Here is a 19,963-nt window from a genome sequence, read left to right on the forward strand (position 1 = left end):
AACGTGGCAAAAAGCACGCGCCAATATGTGTTTGAAGGAATGGAGTTGCTCCCGGCGGCGCTCATCCCGTTCGTAGAGAAAAGGCTGGAAAGTTCGCTCAAGGGGCACTGGCAGGTCCAGGTGCTGGAGAAGTTGCCGAACCTGCGCCCCAACAGCAGCGGTGAGGTCGGTTGGGACCAGGCCGCGCTGTTCAACGCCATGGATCGCTTTTGGAGCGAGGCGTTCAAGGCCGTGCTTGGCCGCGCCGAGCGCTCGCTGGTCAACGAGCTCGGGGATGTCCGCAACAAGCTCTCGCACAACGAGACCTTCACCTACGACGATGCCGAGCGCGCTCTGGATTCCATGCGTCGGCTGATGGAGGCGATCAGCGCCGGCGAGACGGCGGAGCAGCTCGGTAAGATGCGCGACACCATCCTGCGCACGAAGTTCACCGAGCTTCAGCGCAACGAGGAGCGGCGGAAAACCCAGCGCCTCGAAATCTCGGTCGAGACCGTGGCGGGGCTGCTGCCGTGGCGCGAGGTGGTCGAGCCTCACCAGGATGTCGCCACCGGCGAGTTCCAGCAGGCCGAGTTCGCGGCCGACCTCGCCAAGGTGCATTCGGGCAGCGCGCCGCCGGAATACCGCGACCCGCGTCAGTTCTTCAGCCGCACCTATCTGACGGAAGGTTTGAGCGCGCTGTTGATTGGGGCCGCGAAGCGGCTGTCCGGTAGCGGCGGCGATCCGGTCGTCGAACTGCAAACCAACTTTGGCGGCGGCAAGACGCACTCGATGTTGGCGCTCTATCACATGGCTGGGCCTACCCCGGTGCAGGACCTCTCCGGCTTGGACCAGTTGCTCGAAAAGCAGGGGCTCAGCGTGCCGCAGGGCGTCAACCGCGCCGTGCTAGTCGGCACGTCACGCGGGCCGCAGGACGTCCTCCATGCCGAAGGCGATCGGAAGATCCGCACGACCTGGGGTGAACTCGCCTGGCAGCTCGGTGGCGCCGACGCTTTCGCCATGGTCGCGGAGAATGACGCCAGTGGTATCGCGCCGGGCTCGAACTTGCTGGAGGCGCTCTTCAAAAAGTATGCGCCGTGCCTGATCCTGATCGACGAATGGGTCGCGTACCTGCGTCAGATCTACAAGGTCGAGGGACTGCCGTCCGGGTCGTTCGATGCGAACCTGTCCTTCGTCCAGTCGCTGACCGAGGCGGTCAAGGCTAGCCCTGGCACGCTGCTCGTCGCGTCTTTGCCGGCGTCGCAGATCGAGGTGGGCGGCGAAGGCGGCCAAGAAGCGCTTGCTCGACTCAAGCAGACCTTCAGCCGCGTGGAATCCTCATGGCGTCCGGCGAGTCAGGAGGAGAGCTATGAGATCGTCCGGCGGCGGCTGTTCAAGGACATCCCCGGCGACAAGTTCCACCATCGCGACAACACGCTGAAGCAGTTCGCGAAGCTCTACCGTGAGAACGCCAACGATTTTCCGCAAGGCTGCGCGGACGAAGACTATCGGCGCAAGTTGGAGAAGGCTTATCCGATCCATCCCGAGTTGTTCGACCAGCTCTACACGAGCTGGGGGTCGCTCGAAAAATTCCAGCGCACGCGCGGCGTGCTGCGCCTGATGGCGCAGGCTATTCACGAGCTGTGGATGAACGCGGATCCGTCGGTGATGATCATGCCGGGCAGCGTGGCGGTGAGTTCACCGCGTGTGGAGCCGGAATTGCTGCACTATCTTGAGGTGAGTTGGCAATCGATCATCGCCGGCGATGTCGATGGTGCGACGTCCACGCCCTACAAGATCGACCAGTCCGCGCCCAACCTAAACCGATACTCGGCGACGCGTCGCGTCGCGCGCGCGATCTTCATGGGGACGGCGCCGACGCATCAGCAGCAAAACACGGGCCTCGACGACAAACAGATCAACCTCGGCGTCGTGCAGCCCGGCGAGCGGCCCGCGATCTTTGGTGATGCGCTCCGGCGGCTAACCAACCAGGCCAAGTTCATGCACGCTGATCTCGGCCGTTACTGGTATTCCATGTCGGCCAGCCTCAATCGCATCGCGGCGGACAAGGCCGCGCAGATCGAGGCGGCATTGGTTGACGTTAGGATTGATGCGGAACTCGGCAAATATGTGAATGGCCTTGTGGACCGCGGGCATTTCGACGCCGTGCAGGTCGCGCCTGCTTCATCGGCCGAAGTGCCCGATGAAGCCGGAGGCGTGCGGGCCGTGGTGTTAGGGGTTGCACATCCACACAGCGGGCGCGACACGTCGGAGGCCCTCGCCGAGGCTAAGGACATGCTGACGCAGCGTGGTTCCGCACCGCGCGTTTATCGCAACATGCTGGTTTTCATTGCCGCAGACTCGCGCCAGCTCGATAACCTGAAAGACGCTATGCGCGCGTCCCTGGCCTGGGGCGAAATCGTTCGTGACAAGGAGCGTTTGGAGCTTCGGCCGAGCGATCAGAAACTCGCGGAGGCCAAGCTGGCCGAGGCGACAGAAACGATGAAGACGCGCCTCAAGGAGGCGTGGTGCTACCTGCATTATCCGGCGCAGGAGAGCGCTCAGACCGATGTGGAGTGGGTCTCGGGTAAAGTTCCGGCGCAGGATGGGCTGTTGGCGCGGGCGAGCAAGAAGCTCGTGGCCGAGGAAGGTCTGCTGACCGAGCTGGGGCCGTCGCGTCTCGATCGCGATCTCCAGAAATACATCTGGAACGACAAGTCACATCTGTCGCTGAAGGATCTGCGGGAATACCTCAATCGCTACATCTATCTGCCCCGCCTCAAGGGGCAGGACGTCCTGATCAAGGCCGTGCAGGCGGCCGTCAGCGGCATGTTGCCCGGTCCCTTCGCTTATGCCGAGCGATGGGACGAGAAGACCGATACCTATCTGGGGCTTGCCATCGAGCGGGCCGGCAACGCGCCTGTGGTGATCGACAGCGATAGCGTCATCATCAAACCGGACGTGGCCGAAGCGCATCGCCCGGCGCCTTCGCAACCCGGGGCGGGTGATGCGCCTGGAGGCGCCGACAGTGGCGGACCCACGCCCGCGCCTGGCGGGCCGGGCGTCGAGGAGACGTCTGCCACGCCGCCGACGGAAAAGAAGCCGACGCGCTTTAGCGGCGCGGTGATGATCTCACCGGAGCGCCCCGCCCGGGACATTCACCAGATTGTCGAGGCGATCGTGGAGCAGCTGACGACGCTGCCCGGCAGCGAGGTGCGGCTGAGGCTGGAGATCGAGGCGGATGTGCCGGGCGGGCTTGATCGCGCCAAGGTGCGGACCTTGGTCGAGAATGCAAACACCCTGGGATTTACCGAGAAGTCGGTGGAGTGAGTGCGCAGGAAGCGGATGCAATCCGCCTTCCTATGTAAAACCATGTTTATTCAAACAGATGAAACCATGATGGGGTGAAATGTAGCGCGGCAAGAGGTGGAGAAGAGTAGCTCCATTGTGATCGAGTTGCGCAACATTCAATACTTTGTCGCGGCTGCGGAGCATGGAAGCTTTCGCAAGGCGGCGGCGTTCCTGAATATCCAGGAATCTGCCGTCAGCCGCCGCATCCGCGATCTCGAGGATCGGTTGGGCGCTTCCTTGTTCCACCGCCATTCCGGCGGCGTTTCCCTCACGGTGGCGGGCGAACGGTTTCTGCGTCGTGTCCGCATCGCGCTCCAGCAGATCGAGAATGGCGTCAACGATGTCGCTGCGATCGGCCGATCCGAGGATGGCATCGTCAAGATCGGCATCTTCTCGTCCCTGGCGTCGGGTTTCCTGTTCGACCTGATGAAGGCGTTCGACGAGAAGCATCCGCGCGTGACGGTCGAACTGATCGAAGGCAATCCATCGGTCCATGTCGCGGCGGTCCGGCAGCTTCAGCTCGACGTGGCGTTCATCACTGGCACGGGGGAGTGGCCCGGTTGCGAAACCGAGCAGCTATGGACGGAAGGCGTGTTCGCCGTCCTGCCGTCGGAACACGGTCTTACGAAGAAGCAGAGCTTGCGCTGGCGCGATCTCGCCGGGGAGACCTTCATCGTCAGCGATGCCGCGCCGGGACCGGAAATCCGCGATTATCTGGTCCAGCGCCTGGCGGATCTCGGCCGCCATCCGAACATCCACCCTCAATATGTCGGGCGCGATGTCCTCCTGTCGATGGTCGCCGTGGGGCGCGGACTGACGGTGGTCAGCGAGGCGGCAACCGGCGCGCGTTTTCCCGGCGTCGTCTATCGGCAGATCGCAGATGAGGTCCTGCCGTTCAGTGCGATCTGGTCGCGCCGAAACGACAATCCGGCATTTCGCAGGTTTCTCAGCCTTGCTCGAATGTCATCGCGATCCGAAAGCGCGAATATCAAACGGACGGGTTCGCCCGCTTCGCCTTCGCAAAGCCGCGATCCGTCCCGATGAACCGCTCCAGCATCGGAATGATCAGCCGCGCCGGATCCGTCGCCGGCTGCCCGGTCTCGCGGGCGAGGATTTCCGCATAGGCGGTGAGATCACGATGAAGGCTCGCGGGCAGCTCCAGCGTGACTTTGACCGGCTTGTCGTCGACGATCGGGCCGAGCTTCAGTTTTGCCATTTCAGCCTCCGTAGGGTTCGAGCACCAGGTCGCGCGTAACGATGACGCGGGCGGGAAAGCCCGGCCGGATGGTCAGCGTCGGCGCGATGTTGAGCTGGCGCTGGACGATCTGTTGGCCGGTCTGGCTGATGCTGTCGGAAGCCCCGTTGCGGAGCGCACGCACGATGTCGCTCTCCTGCCCGGACGAGCCCGTCTCGGCGCCGACGCTGAGCAGGGTCGAGAGTGCGGCCGACTTGAACAGTTCACCCCAATGATAGTCGACGCTGTCTTCCAGTCCGGCAAAGCCCTCGGCATCCGCGCCTGGCTGGCGCTCGAGCACGATCGAGCGGCCGTTCGGGAAGATCAGGCGATTCCAGACCAGCAGAATGCGGCGCTGGCCGAAGCCGACGCCGCTGTCATATTGGCCGACGACGCGGGAGCCCTGCGGGATCAGGAGGATGCGGCCGGTGGGGCTGTCGTAGATGTTCTCCGTCACCTGCGCGGTGATCTGGCCGGGCAGATCGGAGCGGATGCCGGTGATGAGCGCGGCGGAAATCACCGCGCCCGCCTGCAGGACATTGGCCGATGCGGGCGATGCCACCCGGTCAGTGGAAACCGTGCGCTTGTCGGGCGTCTGGTTGAGGAAGGCGAGTTGGCGATCCTGGGCCGAGGGCGTGGCCGGTTGCGGTGCGAGGCCAAGGCTGGCGAGATCGGTCGCGGGCGCCGTGGCGGGGGCGTTTGCTGATGGGGTGGCGGGCCGCGTCTCGGTGGACGAGAACAGGCGCGCGGTGCGCGCTGCTTCCAGCTCCTGCGCCCGGCGCTGTTCTTCCGGGCTGGGACCGGGCGGTGTCGCGGCCATGCCCGGCCTCGGAACCGTCCGGCCGCCATTCTGGGCATTGAGAATGGGGCGGCCGAGATCGCCGGGCAGCGGCGGGCCGAGATGCGGCACGCTCGCATAGTCCTTGGGTAGGCCATTCAGCCCATCGGGCGTGGCGCGGTTGTCGGTGGAATAGAGTTCCTGTCCCCGATGTCCGTCGTTGCGGGACTGGAGCGCATAGACCAGCGCCCCGCCGACACCGATGCTGGCGACGAGGCCGAGCCCGGCCAGCACCTTGCGCGAGAGGCGGGTCACGCGCGGCGGCTCGGGACGCAGCCGCATAGGCGCTGCGGGCTCGCCCGAGAGCGGCCGTTCGTCGATGCCATCGTCGGGCCGCGAGGGCGGAGCCTCAGCGGGCGTCCGGCCGTCTTCCTCTTCAGGATCGCGTGGGTCGCTCACGATGCCGGCCTCCCATCGTTCCGGGAGATGCGCACGCGCTTCTGGGTCTTGCCCGCGCCGAAGCGCAATTCGGCGGCGGCGAACAGCCGGTCGACGATCATGTAGTTGCCGCGCACGCGGTAGTTCACGAGCTCGGAGGTGTCGCCTTCCGCGCCGACGACGAACAGCGGCGGCATCTCGCCCTGGCCGATGCCGCGCGGGAACTCGATGAATACCTGCCGGCCATCGTCGAAAGCGCGCAGCGGCCGCCACGGCGCACGATCGCCGCTCACATCGTAGCGGAAGTTCACGCGCGCCAGATCGATGCCGGCCGAAACCGGCTGGGCCGCCTGCGCCTCGACATTCTGCCTGCGCAGCGCGATCAGTTGGTCCTGCGGATATTGCCAGGACACCGACGCCATATAGGTCGCCGGCGTCGAGCGCAGTTCCATGTGGTAGGTGCGGCGATCGGTGTTGATGACCAGGTTGGTCAGCAGTTCGGCCCGGGTCGGTTTCACGAGGATGTGGATCTGCCGCGCGGCGCCGACGCCGCTTTCGGTATCGCCGATGATCCAGCGCACCGTATCGCCGGCGGCGACCGGGCCTGCGCCGACGAGCTGCTCGCCGGGCTGAAGCGCGATGTCGGTGATCTGGCCCGGCGAAGTATAGACCTGATAGAGCGCGCCGCCGACGAAGGGATAGACCTGCATCGCATTGATGAAGCCATCGCGTACCGGCTGAACTCGCGCGGCCGCGTTCGCCTGGTTGACGCGCACGGTCGGATCCGCGGCCTCGGGTTGCGGCCGCGCGCCGGGAGCGACGGGCTTCAACTGGCCGGGGAGCGGCAGGGGCTTCGGGAGTTCGACGACCTGTACCGGCTTGGGCGGTTCGACGGCCTCCACGGCGGGCACGGCGTTATCATAGGAGATTTCAGGCGGCGGCAGGTGGCTCGCGCAGCCGGCGAGCGCCGACGTGCAAAGCAGCACGAGCAGCAGGCCGGATGTACGGAATGCCGGATTGGCGGGGATGCGGAAAGCCGGACGCCCTGCACTCCAGGGGGCGGCTTTGCGGAGTGCGGGCGTCATTGTCCAAGCTCCTTCGACCAGTTGATGGCGTTGACGTAGATTCCGAGGGGGTTCTTCTTCAGCGTGTCGGCGTCCCGCGGAGGCTGCACGCCGACGGTGAGGATGGCCGACCAGCGTTCGGTGGAGGCCAGAGCGCCGTCCTGATAGCGCCGCTCGATCCAGGCGACGCGGAAGCTCGACGGCGAGGCGCGGATGACGCTCGATACCTCCACCGCCACCTGGCTCTTGCCGACCTTGGCGAAGGGATCGTTCGACCGGGCGTAGTCATTGAGCGCCAAGGCCCCGGCCTGGGTCGTGAGGTCGTAGGCGCGCAGCCAGTTCTGCCGCACGATGATCGCGTCGGCGGGGATCGAGCGGACCTGTTCGATGAAGCGCGCGAGGTAGAAGGCGATCTGCGCGTCGTTGGGCTGATAGTCGGCGGTCGCGGGCGCGATCGCCTGTGCGGCCCCCAGCCGGTCGACCTGCACCACCCAGGGCACGATCGAGCCGTTCGCCGATTGCCAGACCAGCGCGGCGGACAGGCCCATCGAGAGCGCGAGCGAACCGAAGGCCATGAAGCGCCAGTTGCGGGCCTGCACGCGGGCGGAGCCGATGCGCTCGTCCCAGACCTGGGCGGCGCGCTGATAGGGCGTCTCGGGCTGTGGGGATTTGCCGTAATGGGTGGCCGGTCGTTTGAACATGGTCAGTCGCTTTCCGAGAGGTTGACGGAGGAGCCGCCGCCGTGGCTGTCGCCGCTGCGCACCGCATGGGCCGCGGCCTGAACGCCGTGCGTCATTTGCTGTGAGCGCTTCATGCGCTTGGCCCAGGCCGGCGGGCCGTCCGGGGAAGGCGCCTGGGCGGCGGTTGGCGCGTCGCCGTCGACCGTACCGGCTGTCGATGACCCGCCGGTCGAGGCGAGGGCGGCGCGCGCGCCGGATCGATAGCTCTGTTTCAGACTGTCGGCGGCGCGGCTGGCCGCGCGCTTCAACGGCGATACGGCGGCCTGGGCGCCCGCGCTGGCGACGTTGCCGAGCCCGGAAGCGACGGCGGACGCGCCCGAGGAGCCGGCCGCGCCCAGGCTGTAGGCGGTCGATGCGCCGCCGGCGAGCGCGGCTCCGCCACGCGCCGCGGCGGCGGCGCCACCTGCGAGGGCCGCGCCGCCCGAGGCGACGGCGCCCACCGTGGCAGCACCAGTTGCCACCATGCCGCCGGCCGCGAGCCCGGTGCCGATCGCAGCGCCGGCGCCGAGTTGCGGGCCACCGGAGACGAGGCCGTTGGCGATGCCCGGGCCGAAAATGCCGAGACCCAGCAGCGACAACGCGGCGAGCACGATCGCCATGGCCTCGTCGATTGACGGCGTGGCGCCGCCGAAGCCTGCGGTGAACTCGGAGAACAGGGTCGAGCCGATGCCGATGATGACGGCGAGCACCAGCACCTTGATGCCCGAAGAGATGACGTTGCCGAGCACCCGTTCGGCCATGAAGGCGCTCTTGCCGAACAGGCCGAAGGGGATCAGCACGAAGCCGGCGAGCGTCGTCAGCTTGAACTCGATCAGGGTGATGAAGAGCTGGATGGCGAGCACGAAAAAGGCGAGCAGGACCAGCGCCCAGGCGAAGAACATGCAGGCGATCTGGATGAAGTTCTCGAAGAACGACCAGTAGCCCATCAGGCCCGAGATCGAGTCGAGCAGCGGCCGGCCGGCATCAAGGCCGGTTTGCGCCACCTTGCCGGGGCGGAGCAGATCGGTGACGGTGAAGCTCGTGCCGGACGCCTTCAGGCCAAGGCCGGCGAAGCTCTCGAAGATGATCCGCGCGAGATTGTTCCAGTTGGAGATCAGGTAGGCGAAGACGCCGACGAACAGGGTCTTCTTCACCAGCCGGGCGATGATGTTGTCGTCGGCGCCCCACGACCAGAACAGAGCGGCCAGCGTTACGTCGATGACGATCAGCGTCGTGGCGATGAACCCGACTTCGCCGCCGAGCAGGCCGAAGCCGCCGTCGATGTAGCGGGTGAAGACCTCGAGAAAATGGTCGATAACGCCGGTGCCGCCCATGGTCAGCGACCTTCCGGAGCGGCCCGTCGCTCCGGGAGGACGGGCGCGATGTCACCGGCGGCCGGATCGTTGGCGCCGCCGGGAAACAGGCTGGCCGGTGGCACCGAGGCCGCTGACGGCGTGGATGCCGGTTGCCCGAGAAAGCGCCGGCGGTTCTCGGCCCAGATCTTCAGGCAGCCCGGATCGCGTGTGCCGGCTTCCCCCATGGCGCTGCACCGGGCGAGATCCGCGCGGAGCGGATCATGCGCCGGTGCGGAGCGTACCTGCGGGGCGGTGTTGTCGTACCCGTCTTCCTTGCGGGCCATCTCGATGGCGGTCGCTGTGACCGCGACCGCCACGAAGACGACGGCGCCGAGGCGTGCGAGGGTTTTGCCGTCCATCGCGCCGCCCTCAGTTGCCGTTGTAGAACATCTGCGCGTTGCCGGCCTGATAGCCGGTCCCCGGCGTCAGGAAGCGGCGGCGCTGCTCGCGGCCCTGTTCCGCAGCCGCGGCCCGTTCGGCCGATTGCAACGCCTGCGCCCGGCCGTTGGCGCTGACGACGGCGGTGAGGTCGGCGAGCTGCTGCGCCTGAAGCGCGAGGAGCTGGTTGCCGGCCTGCGTCGCCTGCAATGCGCCCGTGGCCCACTGGCTCGCCCCGACCAGCGCCGACATCTGGGTGCGGTTGGTGTCGATATTGCCGACGACGGTGGCCTGTACGCGCATGGCGTCCTGGAGGCCGCCCACCGTGTTTTGCCAACGGGTCTTGGCATCGGCGAGCAGTTGCGCGTCGGACGCCGACATCGACACATTGGCGTATTTGCTCTGGAACGCCTGGTCGATCTGCTGGACGTCGTAGGCGATGTTCTGCGCCTGGCTGAGCAATTGCTGCGTGCGCTGGACCGATTGCTGAAGCTGTTGCAGCGACGAGTAGGGCAGGCTCGCCAGATTGCGCGCCTGGTTGATGAGCATCTGCGCTTCGTTCTGGAGCGAGGTGATCTGATTGGTGATCTGCTGAAGGCTGCGCGCGGCCGTCAGCACGTTCTGCGCATAGTTGGTCGGGTCGAACACGGTCCATTGCGCCTGCGCCGGCGTCGCCAGCATTGGGGCGAGCGCGACCGGGGTGAGGAGCAGCGCGGCGGCGAGCCGCGCCGCGCGGGAGCGAGGCAAGGTCATGGTAGTTTCTCCTTCGGGGTGAGCGGCGGGATGAGGTCGACCGCCCAGCCGAGGTCGCGGTGGCGGAGCCAGGCGGCGAGGAAGCCGGCCTGCCCATGTTCGGCGGTGAGCCGGGCGATCGCGGCCTGATCGGTCTTGGAAGAGGCGGCGCAGAGCGCGAGGGCGACGTCGGAGAGGCCGAGCTCGAACAGGCGGTTGCCGCGCCGGGACTGGCAGTAATAGTCGCGCTTGGGCATGGCCCGCGCGATGATCTCGATCTGTCGGTCGTTGAGGCCGAAGCGGCGATAGATCGCGGTGATCTGCGGTTCGATGGCCCGTTCGTTCGGCAGCAGCAGCCGGGTTTGGCAGCTCTCGATAATGGCCGGCGCGATAGCGGAGCCGTCGATGTCGGAAAGCGACTGCGTGGCGAAGACGACGCTGGCGTTCTTCTTGCGCAGCGTCTTCAGCCATTCCCGGAGCTGGCCGGCGAAGCCCTCGTCGTCGAGCGCGAGCCAGCCCTCGTCGATGATGAGCAGGGTCGGCGATCCGTCGAGGCGATCCTCGATGCGGTGAAAGAGGTAGGAAAGCACGGCGGGCGCGGCGCCGGTGCCGATCAGCCCCTCGGTCTCGAACGCCTGGACGGTGGCCGTGCCGAGCTGTTCACGCTCGGCGTCCAGCAGGCGACCGTAGGGACCGCCGATGCAATAGGCGCGCAGCGCCTGTTTCAGGTCATTGGACTGGAGCAGGACGCAAAGGCCGGTGATGGTGCGTTCTTCGACCGGCGCGGAGGCCAGCGAGGTCAGCGCCGTCCAGACGTGCTCCTTCACCTCCGGGCTGATGGCGACGCCTTCGCGGGTCAGGATGGCGACGATCCAATCTGCGGCCCAGGCGCGTTCGGGAACGTCGTGGACGCGGGCCAGCGGCTGGAGGCTGACCGACGTTTGTGAGCCGTCGGAAAGATCGCCGCCGAGGTCGTGCCAGTCGCCGCCCATGGCCAGCGCCGCAGCCCGGATCGATCCGCCGAAATCGAAGGCGAAGACCTGAGCATCGGCATAGCGGCGGAACTGCAAGGCCATCAGCGCCAGCAGCACGGATTTGCCCGCACCGGTCGGGCCGACGATCAACGTATGGCCGACGTCGCCGACGTGGAGGGAAAACCGGAACGGGGTCGAGCCCTCGGTCTTGCCGAAGAGCAGTGGAGGCGCTGCAAAATGCTCGTCCCGTTCCGGCCCCGCCCACACCGCCGAAAGCGGGATCATGTGGGCGAGATTGAGCGTGGAGATCGGCGGCTGCCGGACATTGGCGTAAACGTGCCCCGGCAGGCTGCCGAGCCAGGCGTCCACCGCGTTGATGGTCTCCGCCATCGCCGTGAAGTCGCGGCCCTGGATGACCTTTTCGACCAGGCGCAGCTTCTCGTCGGCGGCGCGTGGATCGGTGTCCCACACCGTCACCGTCGCGGTGACATAGGCGATGCCCGCATAGTCGGCGCCGAGTTCCTGGAGCGCGAGGTCGGCGTCGGCCGCCTTGTTCGACGCATCGGTGTCCATCAGGACGGACGCCTCGTTGGTCATCACCTCCTTGAGGATGGCGGCGACCGACTTGCGCTTGGCGAACCACTGCCGGCGGATCTTGGTCAGCAGCTTGGTCGCGTCGGTCTTGTCGAGCAGGATCGCGCGGGTGCTCCACCGATAGGGGAAGGCAAGCCGGTTCAGCTCGTCGAGGAGGCCCGGCGTGGTGGCGGTCGGAAAGCCGGTGACGGTGAGGATGCGCAGATGCGCCCGCCCGAGGCGCGGCTCGAGCCCGCCCGACAGCGGCTGGTCGGCCAGCAGAGCATCGAGATAGATCGGCGTCTCGGGAACGCGGACGCGGTGCCGCTGCGTGGAGACGCAGCCATGCAGATAGGTCAGCGTCTCGCCGTCATCGAGCCACCGGCATTCGGGCATGAAGGCTTCGACCAGGCGCAGCAGCCGGTCGGTGCGGTCGATGAAGCCGCCCAGCGCCTCGTGCGGATCGAGCCCCTTCTGTTCGCGGCCTTCGTAGAGCCAGCTTTCGGCGCGGGCGGCGTCTTCGGCCGGCGGCAGCCAGGCGAAGGTGAGGAAATAGCTGGACTCGAAATGCGCGCCGGCCTCCTCGAAATCGGCCTTGCGCTCTGCGTCGACCAGCGCAGAGGCCGCATCGGGAAAATGGCTGTCGGGATAGCGGTTGGAGGGATGGCGCTGCGCTTCGACGAAGATCGCCCAGCCCGAGCCCAGACGGCGGAAGGCGTTGTTGAGGCGGCCGGCGACCGCGACCAGCTCGGCGGGGACCGCGGAATCGAGATCGGGTCCGCGGAAGCGCGCGGTGCGCTGGAAGCTGCCCTCCTTGTTGAGCACGACGCCGGAGCCGATCAGCGCCGCCCAGGGCAGGAAGTCGGCGAGCCGAGCGTTCTTGTCGCGATATTCGGCGAGATTCATCATCGGCGCGCTCCCGCTCAGACCGTGAGGTGCGCGGGAATGCGCAGGTGGCGGCGGCCGACATCGACGAACAGCGGATCGCGCTTGGCCGCCCACACCGCGGCGACGTGGCCGACGGCCCAGATGACGATGCCGACCAGCCAGAGGCGCAGGCCGAGGCCCAGCGCGCCCGCCAGCGTGCCGTTCATGATGGCGAGCGCGCGCGGCGCGCCGCCGAGCAGGATCGGCTCGGACAGCGCCCGGTGGACCGGCACGGTGAAGCCCGGCAGATCGTCGGCTCCGCCCAGCATCAGACCAGCGCTCCGCCGCCGAAGGAGAAGAACGACAGGAAGAAGCTCGACGCCGCAAAGGCGATCGACAGGCCGAACACGATCTGGATCAGCCGCCGGAAGCCGCCGGACGTGTCGCCGAAGGCGAGCGTCAAGCCGGTCATGATGATGATGATGACCGCGACGATCTTGGCGACCGGGCCTTCGATCGACTCCAGGATGGATTGCAGCGGCGCCTCCCAGGGCATCGACGAGCCGGAGGCATGGGCGGGCGCGGCCATCGCCACGGAGAGCGCGGCGATGGACAGCGCCGCGAAGAGGCGGCGGCGGGCGTGGTGCAGGCTTTGAATCACGATGTTTCTCCTTCGGGGCTGGCGGGGATGAGAGCGGCGGCGGGCTCGCCGCTCCTGGAGACCGGGGCGCTGACGGCGGGCGCGACGCGGTAGTCGCCGTCCGGACCGAGGCCCTCGACGCGGGCGAGTTCGGAGAGCCGGCGCGCGGCTCCGCGGCCGGACAGCACGGCGACGAGATCGATCGTCTCGGCGATTAGCGCGCGCGGGACGGTGACGACGGCTTCCTGGATGAGCTGTTCCATGCGCCGCAGCGCGCCGATGGCGCTGCCGGCGTGGATCGTGCCGACGCCGCCGGGATGGCCGGTACCCCAGGCTTTGAGCAGGTCGAGCGCCTCGGCCCCGCGCACTTCCCCGACCGGGATACGGTCGGGGCGCAGGCGAAGCGAGGAGCGGACGAGATCGGAAAGCGAGGCGACGCCGTCCATGGTCCGCATGGCGACGAGGTTGGGCGCGGCGCATTGCAGCTCGCGGGTGTCCTCGATGATAACCACGCGATCGGCGGTCTTGGCGACCTCGGCGAGCAGCGCATTGGTCAGCGTGGTCTTGCCGGTCGAGGTTCCGCCGGCGACGAGGATGTTGGCGCGGGCCGCGACGCCGGTCCGCAGCCTCTCGGCTTGCGTTGCCGACATGATCCCGGCGGCGACGTAATCGTCGAGCGTGAAGACGGCGACGGCGGGCTTCCTAATGGCGAACGCCGGGGCGGCGACCACGGGCGGCAGCAGCCCCTCGAACCGCTCCCCCGTCTCGGGCAGTTCGGCCGACACGCGCGGGGCGCTGGCATGAACCTCGGCGCCGACATGGTGCGCGACCAGCCTCACGATGCGTTCGCCATCGGCCGGCGCCAACCGCTCGCCGGTGTCGGCCAGCCCTTCCGAGAGGCGGTCGATCCAGATGCGGCCGTCGGGGTTCAGCATCACCTCGACGACCGCGGCGTCTTCGAGGAACCGAGCGATGGCGGGGCCGAGCGCGGTACGCAGCATCCGCGCGCCGCGCGCCCATCCTTCCGAATTGTTCCGAGAAATCGCCATTCCATCCCCGTTTCGGCCGGGGAGACATCGAACGGTTCCCGGACGGGGATGATTAAAAGAGCCAGAAATCAGGCCGGCTCAACAAGGATTTGCGAGTGTAGTGGCCTGGCGTGCAAATACAGGAGAACGGCGGGATCGGCTCGGTCGGCCTGACCCCACGGCGTTCTTCAATCTGGCTCGACGGCTCCGCTGCGCCTCGAGTCGATGTCGCGCGACAGGTCTTTCAAGAAGCGATCCCCGGTCGCCAGCTTCCTGCCGAGCGTTTGCAGGAAGCTCTCGAACCGCTCGACGCCCTTGGCGCGCGCCGACGCCTGGGCGCTGTCGGGCAAGGGCGGCGTGATGGTCAGCCAGAAGCGGATGAACAGCGATAGCGTCTCGCCGAGAATGGCGAGGTCTTCGTCCATGCCGTCGATCTGGCGGCCGATCCGGTCCATGCGGTGGGCGAAGACCGCCTCCAGACGTTCCGAAGCGTCGGCCGAGAGGAAGGAGGCGACCGCGGCCTCGATGACGGCGGATTTGGAGATGCGCCGCCGCAGCGCCAGGGCCTCGACCTTTTTGAGGAGATCGGGATCGAAATAGACGTTCATGCGGGTCTTGGTCTGCATGGCCAGCCCTTTCACAACGCGATGCCGTCGTCCGGGTCCATCGTCGCCTGGCGCGCGACCGATGTGACCCGAAGGCGCAGGGTGCGGGCCTTCGCGGCGTCGAGGTCGGGTTCGTCGTCGAGGAGGTCGAACTCGCCCACGGCCGGGCGCTCGGGCGGCGTGACCTCCTCGTGTTCGGGCAGTTCCGGCTCACGGCGGATGCCGGCGTTGGCCGGATCGGCGATGTCGCCGAGCGCACGGCCCGCACTTGCGGCCGCCACTGCGGCGGGAACCGGCAGCGCCGACCAGTCATCGGCGGGGCGGGTCGTCGCTCGAATCGCGCTTCCAGGTTTCGGCGGCGGGACGATGCGTTCGCGGAATCGCGCATCCTCGTAGTAGCGCGCCTTCTTCGCCCGCACCGGCGGCACGCCTGCGACCAGCAGCAATTCGTCGGCGGGCGGCAGCTGCATCACCTCGCCGGGGGTGAGCAGCGGCCGGGCCGTCTCCTGCCGCGACACCATCAGATGCCCGAGCCACGGGGACAGCCGGTGGCCGGCGTAATTGGTGGAATCGCGCAGCTCGGTCGCGGTGCCGAGCGCGTCCGACACCCGCTTGGCGGTGCGCTCGTCGTTGGTGGCGAAGGCGACGCGCACATGACAATTGTCGAGCACGCTATTGTTCGCGCCATAGGCCTTTTCGATCTGGTTGAGGCTCTGGGCGATCAGGAAGGATTTGATGCCGTAGCCGGCCATGAACGCCAGGGCGGACTCGAAGAAATCGAGCCGGCCGAGCGCCGGGAACTCGTCCAGCATCAGCAACAGCCGATGGCGGTTGCCCGACGTCTTCAGATCTTCGGTCAGCCGCCGTCCGACCTGGTTGAGCAGCAGGCGGATCAGCGGCTTGGTGCGGTTGATGTCGCTGGGCGGGACGACGAGATAGAGGCTGACGGGTTTGTCGCTCGTCACCAGATCGGCGATGCGCCAGTCGCAGCGCGCCGTCACCTTGGCCACGACCGGATCGCGGTAGAGGCCAAGAAACGACATGGCGGTGGAGAGCACGCCCGAGCGTTCGTTGTCGCTCTTGTTCAGCAGTTCGCGGGCCGACGAGGCAATCACGGGATGGACGCCGGCTTCGCCCAGGTGCGGCGTGTTCATCATGGCGCGCAGCGTCGCCTCGACGGGGCGTTTGGGGTCGGAGAGGAAGTTGGCGACGCCGGCGAGGGTCTTGTCGGCTTCCGCGTAGAGGACATGCAGGATCGCGCCGACGAGGAGCGAGTGGCTGGTCTTTTCCCAATGATTGCGCTTCTCGAGCGCGCCTTCGGGGTCGACGAGAATATCGGCGATGTTCTGGACGTCGCGGACTTCCTTGTCGCCGCGCCGCACCTCGAGCAGGGGGTTGTAGGCCGACGAGGCCGGGTCGGTCGGATCGAACAACAACACGCGGCCATGGCGGGAGCGGAAGCCGGCGGTCAGGCCCCAATTCTCGCCCTTGATGTCGTGGATGATCGTGCTGCCGGGCCAGGTCAGCAAGGTCGGCACGACGAGACCTACACCCTTGCCCGATCGGGTCGGCGCGAAGCACAAGACATGCTCCGGGCCGTCGTGCCGGAGATAGTCACGCTCGTAGCGGCCGAGGACCACGCCGTCGGCGCCGAGCAATCCGGCAGCCCTGATCTCGCCGGGCGCGGCCCAGCGCGCCGAGCCATAGGTGATGACGTTCTTGGCCTCCCGCGCGCGGATCACCGAGAGGGTGATGGCGACGATGATCGAGATGAAACCGCCCGAGACCGCGACAGTGGCGCCTTCGAGGAAGACTTGGGGCGCATAGGCGTCGTAGCAATACCACCACCAGAAGAAGAGCGGCGGGTAATATACCGGCCAGCCCGCGACCGCGAACCAGGGCTGGCCGAGCTGCGCCTGAAAGCCCAGACGCCACGCCGTCCACTCCGTCGCACACCAGATGGCGGTGAGCACGATCGACAGAACCAGGGCGACTTGTCCCCAGAGGATGCGGCTTCCAGACATAAGGCTCCGATCGGCAAACGAGATGGAGCCGATCAGAGAATATCCGCTTTGCCGAGACGCAACATAAAAACCCGCGCGTCGAGCTTTCGGATGCCATGGCTGACAAAACGGAGGGGCACGTCGCGTCGAGCCGGTCGTCATCTGGCCGACGCGCAGCATCGTCACCGCAAAGCTGGCGTCACATCGCCAACCCTCTTTGCCGGCCTACCTGCCATGAGACCGAACCGCCTTGCACGACGCCGATGACTTCGCGGCCGAGCTGGCGGTCGATGACCGGCCGCCAGGGCACCAGGGTGAACTCGTGGGACTTCTCGACGATGGCGAATTTGCCGCTCGCCAGCTGCGTGGTGCCGGTGAAGGCGCCGGTGACGGTCTCGCCATCGGTCGCCATGCGGAACGGCAGCGCCTTCCTCGTCGCCAGCTCTTCTCCGGCGCGGGCGACGTCCCGGTCGCGCAGGGCGGCGATCAGGTTGCGCCGGTAAGCGATGCGGCCGTCCGGCTGGCGGGCGGCGTCGCCGTGGTCGAGATGATGATCGCGGCGTCGCTCCATGGCCTCGCGCACCTGGTCGCCGAAGCCCGCGGGCGACAGGTCGGCGGCGCGCGCGCCGACCAGACGCCGGTCCAGCCAGGTCGCGCCATCCGAGCCGATCTGGCGTTCGAGATCGAAGGTCGAGAGGATGCGGACATTGGCGCGGGCGTTGCGCCCCGCGTCATGAGCGGCGGCTCTCGCCTCGAAGTCGGTCGGGATACGCCATTGATCGGCGTCGATGCGCTCGACGATCCCGGCGCGGCGCAACGCCTCCAATCTTCGGACATGGGCGTCGATGAAGCCTTCATGGTCGCCGTTTGGCACACGCCCGTCGAACCGGGCCTGTTCGAGATGGCGGCTCGGCCGGTAGATGCCGTTCGCGGTCATGCCGGCGATCGCGCGGTCGGATGGGCGTGGGGCGGCGTCGGGCGCCCCTATCTCGACGATGCTGCCGATGCCGGCGTCTTCGACGCGAGCCGGGTCGATCCCGGAGACATGGTGCGTGCGTCCATCGATGCCATCGACGACCAGCGTCAGGGTCTCGCCGAGTTCGTCCGAGAGGCCCTTGTCGATGAGGCGGCCGACGATCGGCGAGGCCGGCGCCGCGTCATGGATCTGGAAGCTCATCGGGTCGCGCTCGGCGCCCTCGGCCCGCAGCGCCCGTTGCATGGTGCGGATGATGTCGCCGCGCTCGCCCATCTCGCGCAAGGTCGGCTCGAGCCGGTCGCTCAATTCCCAGACGCCGGGCGCATGTTCGGTCGCAAGGCCCATGTCGCCGAGCTTGCCCAGGCGGCGCAGGCGCAGCGTTCGGTCGGACTGGCCGCGAAGGTCGCCCGGCTCCTGACGCAGGTCGATGAGCCGGTCCTCGGCTTCGGCGATCAAGGCCCGGTCGATCCGGGTCAGCCGATCCTGATCGAGTTCGGCGAGGAGCTTGCGGCGCTGCTCGATCTCGGTGACGGGACCGAGTTCGAGCGTCGCCCGTTCGCTCGCCCGCTCGCGGATGCCGCCGGCGAGATAGTCGCCATTGATGACGAGATCCTCGCCCAGGTCATCGCGGCCATTGACGATGACATGGACATGCGGATGGCCGGTGTTGTGGTGGTTCACCGCGACCCAATCGAGCTGCGTGCCGAGATCGGTTTCGAGCCGGGCCATCAGATCGCGGGTATAGCCGGTGAGGTCGGCCAGCTCGGCGGCGTCTTCCGGCGAGACGATGAACCGGAACTGGTGGCGATCGTCCTGGCCGCGATCGAGAAAGGCTCGCGGATCGGCCCGGTCCTCCGTCGCCGAGTAGAGGCGGCCGCGTTCGCCGTCGCGGGCCGTGCCGTCGCGCTGTATGTAGCGCAGGTGGGCGGCGGCTTTGCCGCTGCGGCCAGCGAGACGTACCGAGCGGGATTTGACGATGACGCGCCGGCTTCCGGGCTGGCGATGACTCCAACCGTTCATCAGATTGCGGCCGCGCACGAAGGATGCCCCGCGCCCGCGCTGCACGCCGCGGCCGGAGGCGACGAGCTTCGCTGACCGACCGGCGCCCCCCTTCGCGGTCCGGCTCCGGCCGTGGCCTGACTGCTGCTGCCGGACGATCTTGCGGACCTTGCTGAGGAAGCTCTTCGCCTGGCCCGTCTTGGCGCCGCCGGAGCGGATGCGGCCGGGCCGGGGCCGAAAGCGATTGTCGTCCTCGCTCATGGCCGTCGATTCCGCCGAGGCCGCCGATATTGGGCAAGAGTGCCGTGAGATTCTCGGAAATTGCGGGCGTTATCGCTGGGCGCGGCACTGCGCCCTTTCCGCGGCAGTGCCGCCCCAAACAGTGTGCAGACAAGGGCTTGGCCCCCGGATGGACCCCATGGGGTGCCGTCCGCTTTAATCTTGCCCTCCCGCCTTCCTGCCTGTTTCGCCCCTTCTGCCGGGGCATGAGACCGTCGCCAGCCCCAACCCCTGCACACCGGAACCTCCCGCCAAGCGGACACGATTGCGAGCCTCATGGCTGCCGTTCCGTGTCCGCCCGTGCGACGAACAGACCGCCGGACTGCGGCGCGATGGCGGAAACATCGCGCACGCCCGGCGTCGTATCAGCGTCATTGGAGGTGCGTTCGGCCGGCGAAGGACCGGCCGCCGTTGCGTGCGCCGACGGTGCGACGAACAGCGGCGCGCGGGTCCAGGCCAGCGGGTCGGCGGTGGCGATCAGGATCGGTGCGGATGCGTCGCCATCGCCGAGTGACGGCGCGACGGTGGCGACATAGGCGCGTGTTTCGGCCGGCAGAGGACGGCCCTTCAGCCAGTCCTCGTAACGTCCAGGACCGGCGTTATAGGCCGCGATCCAGCCGGGCGAGCCATAGCGGTCATGCAGCTCGCGGATATAGGCCGCACCCGCGATGATGTTGTCGCGCAGATCGTAAGGATCAGCGCCAAGGCGGTAGCGATCACGCAAGCCCGCCCATGTCGCCGGCATGATCTGCATCAGACCCATCGCGCCCTTGGGCGAGACCGCGCGGGGATCGCCGTTGCTCTCGGCCTTCATCACCGCGCGTATCCATGCCGCGGGAAGCGCGAAGCGCTGCGCCGCCTCTGCGATGAGTTCGCCGAAAGGATCGCGGGCGGGCGAAGCGGCGATGCTCGACGGCTGCGCCAGGACCGGGACCGCGAGCCCGCAACCGCACGTCAGGCCGACAAGGAGAAGGAGTGAGGTCCGCCGCATCGC

At 67.5% G+C, this 19,963-nt stretch carries 17 protein-coding genes; 2 read left to right on the top strand and 15 right to left on the bottom strand.

The features are described from left to right. Window positions 1-3: 3 nt before the first annotated feature. Complete coding sequence (locus LH20_RS05260) at window positions 4-3,306, top strand: DUF499 domain-containing protein (RefSeq protein ID WP_053553316.1); 3,303 nt, start codon at window positions 4-6, stop codon at window positions 3,304-3,306. Window positions 3,307-3,423: 117 nt separating this feature from the next. After that, window positions 3,424-4,371, top strand: a complete 948-nt coding sequence (locus LH20_RS05265) for a LysR family transcriptional regulator (protein WP_053553317.1) — start codon at window positions 3,424-3,426, stop codon at window positions 4,369-4,371. Here LH20_RS05265 and LH20_RS05270 read toward each other — a convergent pair. The 15 genes from LH20_RS05270 to LH20_RS05340 all read right to left on the bottom strand — a co-directional run bounded on the left by LH20_RS05270 (window position 4,316) and on the right by LH20_RS05340 (window position 19,960). Further along, on the bottom strand, window positions 4,316-4,543 hold the full coding sequence (locus tag LH20_RS05270; protein ID WP_053553318.1) for a DUF2274 domain-containing protein: 228 nt from the start codon (window positions 4,541-4,543) through the stop codon (window positions 4,316-4,318). The genes LH20_RS05265 and LH20_RS05270 overlap by 56 nt on opposite strands. A 1-nt stretch (window position 4,544) precedes the next feature. Further along, window positions 4,545-5,681 carry a TrbI/VirB10 family protein gene (locus tag LH20_RS05275; protein ID WP_083455558.1) on the bottom strand — a complete coding sequence of 379 codons (1,137 nt, stop codon included), beginning with the start codon at window positions 5,679-5,681 and terminating at the stop codon, window positions 4,545-4,547. A gap of 113 nt (window positions 5,682-5,794) precedes the next feature. Then, window positions 5,795-6,862 (bottom strand): P-type conjugative transfer protein TrbG, encoded by a 1,068-nt coding sequence (trbG, locus tag LH20_RS05280; RefSeq protein ID WP_053553319.1) that lies wholly within the window; start codon window positions 6,860-6,862, stop codon window positions 5,795-5,797. Continuing rightward, the gene (gene trbF / locus LH20_RS05285; protein ID WP_053553320.1) at window positions 6,859-7,542 is read right to left on the bottom strand and encodes a conjugal transfer protein TrbF; all 684 of its coding nucleotides are present in this window, start codon (window positions 7,540-7,542) and stop codon (window positions 6,859-6,861) included. Before trbF ends, trbG begins: the two co-directional genes overlap by 4 nt. 2 nt (window positions 7,543-7,544) lie before the next feature. Beyond that, the gene (gene trbL / locus LH20_RS05290) at window positions 7,545-8,894 is read right to left on the bottom strand and encodes a P-type conjugative transfer protein TrbL (RefSeq protein ID WP_053553321.1); all 1,350 of its coding nucleotides are present in this window, start codon (window positions 8,892-8,894) and stop codon (window positions 7,545-7,547) included. 2 nt (window positions 8,895-8,896) lie between these two features. Continuing rightward, on the bottom strand, window positions 8,897-9,274 hold the full coding sequence (gene trbK-alt / locus LH20_RS05295; protein WP_053553322.1) for a putative entry exclusion protein TrbK-alt: 378 nt from the start codon (window positions 9,272-9,274) through the stop codon (window positions 8,897-8,899). 10 nt (window positions 9,275-9,284) lie between these two features. Further along, window positions 9,285-10,046, bottom strand: a complete 762-nt coding sequence (gene trbJ, locus LH20_RS05300) for a P-type conjugative transfer protein TrbJ (RefSeq protein ID WP_053553323.1) — start codon at window positions 10,044-10,046, stop codon at window positions 9,285-9,287. Then, on the bottom strand, window positions 10,043-12,481 hold the full coding sequence (trbE, locus tag LH20_RS05305; RefSeq protein WP_053553324.1) for a conjugal transfer protein TrbE: 2,439 nt from the start codon (window positions 12,479-12,481) through the stop codon (window positions 10,043-10,045). The genes trbJ and trbE overlap by 4 nt, the downstream gene beginning before the upstream one ends. A 14-nt stretch (window positions 12,482-12,495) precedes the next feature. Continuing rightward, window positions 12,496-12,768, bottom strand: coding sequence for a VirB3 family type IV secretion system protein (locus LH20_RS05310; RefSeq protein WP_053553325.1), 273 nt, complete (start codon window positions 12,766-12,768; stop codon window positions 12,496-12,498). Beyond that, entirely contained in the window at window positions 12,768-13,100 is a 333-nt protein-coding gene (locus LH20_RS05315; RefSeq protein ID WP_053553326.1) for a TrbC/VirB2 family protein, read from the bottom strand. The genes LH20_RS05310 and LH20_RS05315 overlap by 1 nt, the downstream gene beginning before the upstream one ends. Continuing rightward, on the bottom strand, window positions 13,097-14,128 hold the full coding sequence (gene trbB, locus LH20_RS05320; RefSeq protein ID WP_053553327.1) for a P-type conjugative transfer ATPase TrbB: 1,032 nt from the start codon (window positions 14,126-14,128) through the stop codon (window positions 13,097-13,099). The genes LH20_RS05315 and trbB overlap by 4 nt, the downstream gene beginning before the upstream one ends. A 167-nt stretch (window positions 14,129-14,295) precedes the next feature. Then, window positions 14,296-14,733: a CopG family transcriptional regulator gene (locus LH20_RS05325; protein ID WP_053553328.1), complete on the bottom strand. Its 438-nt coding sequence runs from the start codon at window positions 14,731-14,733 to the stop codon at window positions 14,296-14,298. Window positions 14,734-14,744: 11 nt separating this feature from the next. Then, window positions 14,745-16,736, bottom strand: coding sequence for a conjugal transfer protein TraG (locus LH20_RS05330; protein WP_053556109.1), 1,992 nt, complete (start codon window positions 16,734-16,736; stop codon window positions 14,745-14,747). Between the two features lie 178 nt (window positions 16,737-16,914). After that, window positions 16,915-18,951 (bottom strand): relaxase/mobilization nuclease domain-containing protein, encoded by a 2,037-nt coding sequence (locus LH20_RS05335; protein ID WP_053553329.1) that lies wholly within the window; start codon window positions 18,949-18,951, stop codon window positions 16,915-16,917. Between the two features lie 292 nt (window positions 18,952-19,243). Next, window positions 19,244-19,960, bottom strand: coding sequence for a lytic transglycosylase domain-containing protein (locus tag LH20_RS05340; RefSeq protein WP_053553330.1), 717 nt, complete (start codon window positions 19,958-19,960; stop codon window positions 19,244-19,246). Between the last annotated feature and the right edge of the window lie 3 nt (window positions 19,961-19,963).

Origin of the sequence: Sphingopyxis sp. 113P3, assembly GCF_001278035.1 — a bacterium.
Lineage (GTDB): Bacteria > Pseudomonadota > Alphaproteobacteria > Sphingomonadales > Sphingomonadaceae > Sphingopyxis.